Here is a 3745-nt window from a genome sequence, read left to right as displayed (position 1 = left end):
CACCCCGGTCGCCCGGGCGTCCGGGGTGGGGGTGAGGAGCGGAGACACGGGGGTGGGCGGCAGGGGGACGGACGGCACGACGCTAGGCGCCCGGGCCCACGTTGCGGGATTCCCGGGTGCGCAGCTGCCGCACGTAGGAGTCGGGGGCACCCGCGCACTCGGCCGCGTCCGCCAACAGTCCGAGGTAGCGCGCCGACGGCAGGCCCCCCTCGAAGGCGTCCATGACGTACAGCCAGACCAGCTCGGTGCCCTCGGGCGCGGTGGGGGAGGGCGAGGCGACCGCGAACTCGGACTCCTGGGCCCCCACCGGGGGGCCGGGGGGGACGGTGGGACGGCGCTCCATCCGGACCCGGATCTTCCGGGCCGGGATCCGGTCCGTGCCCTCCCATCGGTCGAGGGCGCGGGCGTCCTCGTCGGGGACGTCGTAGAGCACCACGAACACCCTCGACTCGGGGTCCTCGACCACGGTGGCCACGGCGCCCTCCCACGTGGGGTCCTCGCCCGCGAAGGTCAGGCGCCAGCCCTCCAGCCAACCGGTTCCGGCGAACGGGGAGTGCGGCGCGCGGGCGTTCATCTGTTCGGGATGCATGTTGGTCCCGTACGCGGCGTAGAGAGGCACGGCGACCAGAGTAGTCCCTGGCGCCGGGTGTGGCCCCGGCGTCCTCCGGCCGCGTGCCGCCGGTTCGACTACCGTGTACGGCGGACGCGACGCGGTCCACCACAGTGGCCCGCGGCGCCCGGCCCCGACCCCGTGACCCGTGGAGGACCACCTGTGACCCAGCGCATCATCATCATCGGCGGCGGACCCGCCGGTTACGAGGCCGCGCTGGTGGCCGCGCAGTACGGTGCGGACGTCACGATCGTGGACGCCGAGGGGATCGGCGGCAACTGCGTGCTGACCGACTGCGTGCCGTCCAAGACGTTCATCGCCACCACGGGTGTGCGCACCGACATGCGTCGCGCCGAGGAGATGGGCGTCGAGATGCACTTCGACCCCACCGCGTACCGGCTCGGCCAGGTCAACGGTCGGGTCAAGTCCCTGGCCCGCGCCCAGTCCGCCGACATCAGGTCCCAGCTCCAGCGCGAGGGCGTGCGACTGCTCTCGGGGACCGCGCGACTGCACGACTCGCAGCCGGGCATGGCGTCGCACCGCGTCCACGTGTCGCTGGACGGCGGCCGGGAGAAGATCCTCGACGCGGACGTGGTCCTGGTCGCCACCGGGTCCAACCCGCGCATCCTCTCCGGCGCCGAGCCGGACGGGGAGCGGATCCTGACCTGGCGGCAGCTCTACGACCTCACCGAACTCCCCTCCCACCTGGTGGTCGTGGGTTCCGGTGTGACCGGCGCCGAGTTCGTCTCCGCGTTCACCGAGATGGGCGTCAAGGTCACCATGGTGTCCAGCCGCGACCGTGTGCTGCCCCACGAGGACGCCGACGCGGCGCTGGTGCTGGAGGAGGCGCTCAGCGAGCGTGGCGTCTCGCTGGTCAAGCACGCGCGTGCGGACGCGGTCGAACACCACGAGGACGGGATCATCGTCCGACTGGGCGACGGCCGGACCGTCAAGGGTTCGCACGCACTGATGTGCGTCGGTTCGGTTCCCAACACCGGCGACCTCGGGTTGGAGAGCGCCGGCATCGAGGTCCAGCGCAGCGGTCACATCAAGGTCGACCGCGTCTCGCGGACCACCGCCGCCGGCATCTACGCGGCGGGCGACTGCACCGATCTGTTCCCGTTGGCCTCCGTCGCGGCGATGCAGGGCCGGATCGCGATGTACCACGCGCTGGGCGAGGGGGTCAGTCCCATCAAGCTCCGCACCGTGGCCTCGGCGGTGTTCACACGGCCCGAGATCGCCACCGTGGGAATCTCCCACGCGCAGATCGAGAGCGGTGAGGTCCCCGCCCGCGTCGAGGTGTTCCCGCTGGCGGGCAATCCGAGGGCCAAGATGCGCAGTCTGCGCCGCGGTTTCGTCAAGCTGTTCTGCCGCCCCGCCTCGGGTGTGGTCATCGGAGGGGTGATCGTGGCGCCGACCGCCTCCGAGCTCATCCTGCCCGTCTCCGTGGCCGTGCGGAATCAGCTCACCGTGGGTGACCTCGCGGGGTCGTTCTCCGTCTATCCCTCGATGACCGGGTCGATCACCGAGGCCGCCCGGCAGCTCATGCGGCACGACGACCTGGACTGATCCCGGGCCGGTGGACCGGCCTGAGCGCCAGGATAAGTTTAGGCTAAGCTCACACCCGGTGCCCGTGACGCGGCACCGGGACTGTGAGGGAGGAACCGTGATGATGCGACGCCGCCTGGCCGCGATCGCCGCTGCCGGTTCGCTCGTGGTGGGTCTGGCGGCCTGCACCACGGACGGCGCCGGAGACGACTCGGACGCGTTGGTGGTCTACTCGGGCCGCAGCGAGAACCTCGTCGGCCCGCTGCTGGCCCAGATCGAGGAGAACACCGGCATCGACCTGGAGGTGCGGTACGCGAGCACCCCCGAGATGGCGGCGCAGATCGCCGAGGAGGGCGAGGCCAGCCCGGCCGACATCTTCTTCTCCCAGGACGCCGGCGCGCTGGGTGCGTTGTCCAAGGAGGGCCTGCTCACGCGGCTCGACGAGGCGACGGTCGCACAGGTCCCCGCCGAGTACCGGGCCACCGACGGGACGTGGGTCGCCACGAGCCTCCGCGCCCGTGTCCTGGTCTACGACTCCGAGGTGCTCGAGGAGTCCGAGGTGCCGGACACCATCGACGCCCTCACCGAGCCGGAGTGGCGGGGCAAGGTCGGCTACGCCCCCACCAACGCCTCGTTCCAGTCGTTCGTCACCGGGCTGCGGGTCGACCGCGGCGACGAGGCGGCCGAGCAGTGGCTCCGCGACTTCCTGGCCAACGAGCCGAGGACCTACGACAACAACGTGGCCCTCCTCGAGGCCGCCGACACCGGCGAGGTCGAGCTCGGGCTCACCAACCACTACTACTGGTACAACACCGCCCAGGAGAAGGGCGAGGAGAACATGCGGGCCCGGGTCCACTACCTGACCAAGGGCGACCCCGGCGCACTGGTCAACGTGGCCGGCGTCGGCGTGCTGGCCTCCACGGACCGGCCCGAGGACGCCCTGCGCGTGGTGGAGGAACTCCTCGGCGAGCAGGCCCAGCTCTACTTCCTCGAGGAGGACAGCGAGTACCCGGTGGTGCCGGGCATCACCTCGGAGGCCGTCGGCCTGCCCCCCCTCGAGACCCTGGGAGGCCCCGACATCGACCTCGGGGACCTCGACGGGCTCGAGCAGACCCAGCAGATGCTCACGCGCGTGGGCATGATCTGACGGGTCCGTCATAGACGTCCGTTCCCGTCTGCGTGGCGGTCGCCCCCTCCTCGGGGTGGCCGCCACTCTGGCGTGCTCCGCGGCCCTCATCCCGCTGGTCTATCTGATCATCCGGGCGGGGGAACGGGGCCCGGCCTACGCCATCGAGGTGGTCCGGTCCGGTCGGTCAGCCGAACTGCTGGTCAACACGGTCGTGCTGGTGGTCCTGGTCACCGCGGCCAGCGTCGTGGTGGGTGTCGCGCTCGCGTGGTTGACGGTGAGGACGGATCTCCCCGGGGCCCCGGTGGTCGGCGCACTGCTCTGCGTGCCACTGGCGATGCCCTCCTACGTCCTCGGCTACCTGTGGGTCGCGGACTTCCCGCAGTTCCTCGGCCTGCCCGGCTCCGTCATCGTGTTGACGATCTCCTGCTATCCGTACGTCTTCCTCCCCGCGGCCGCGG

General features: G+C 71.4%; 3 protein-coding genes and 1 pseudogene. 3 read left to right on the top strand and 1 reads right to left on the bottom strand.

Translation table 11 applies throughout. The features are described from left to right. Nucleotides 1-82: 82 nt before the first annotated feature. Nucleotides 83-619: a gamma-glutamylcyclotransferase gene (locus tag G6022_RS11710; protein ID WP_182639648.1), complete on the bottom strand. Its 537-nt coding sequence runs from the start codon at nucleotides 617-619 to the stop codon at nucleotides 83-85. A gap of 153 nt (nucleotides 620-772) precedes the next feature. Between G6022_RS11710 and G6022_RS11705 the strand changes: the two genes are divergently transcribed. The 3 genes and pseudogenes from G6022_RS11705 to G6022_RS11695 all read left to right on the top strand — a co-directional run. Then, nucleotides 773-2179 (top strand): NAD(P)H-quinone dehydrogenase, encoded by a 1407-nt coding sequence (locus tag G6022_RS11705; RefSeq protein ID WP_179524756.1) that lies wholly within the window; start codon nucleotides 773-775, stop codon nucleotides 2177-2179. Nucleotides 2180-2279: 100 nt separating this feature from the next. Beyond that, complete coding sequence (locus tag G6022_RS11700; protein WP_179524757.1) at nucleotides 2280-3305, top strand: iron ABC transporter substrate-binding protein; 1026 nt, start codon at nucleotides 2280-2282, stop codon at nucleotides 3303-3305. Between the two features lie 55 nt (nucleotides 3306-3360). Continuing rightward, nucleotides 3361-3745, top strand: a pseudogene (locus tag G6022_RS11695) (iron ABC transporter permease); the annotation flags it as partial.

The organism is Dietzia sp. Cai40 (assembly GCF_014145165.1).
Lineage (GTDB): Bacteria > Actinomycetota > Actinomycetes > Mycobacteriales > Mycobacteriaceae > Dietzia > Dietzia natronolimnaea.
This window is presented reverse-complemented; position numbering and strand designations above follow the sequence as displayed.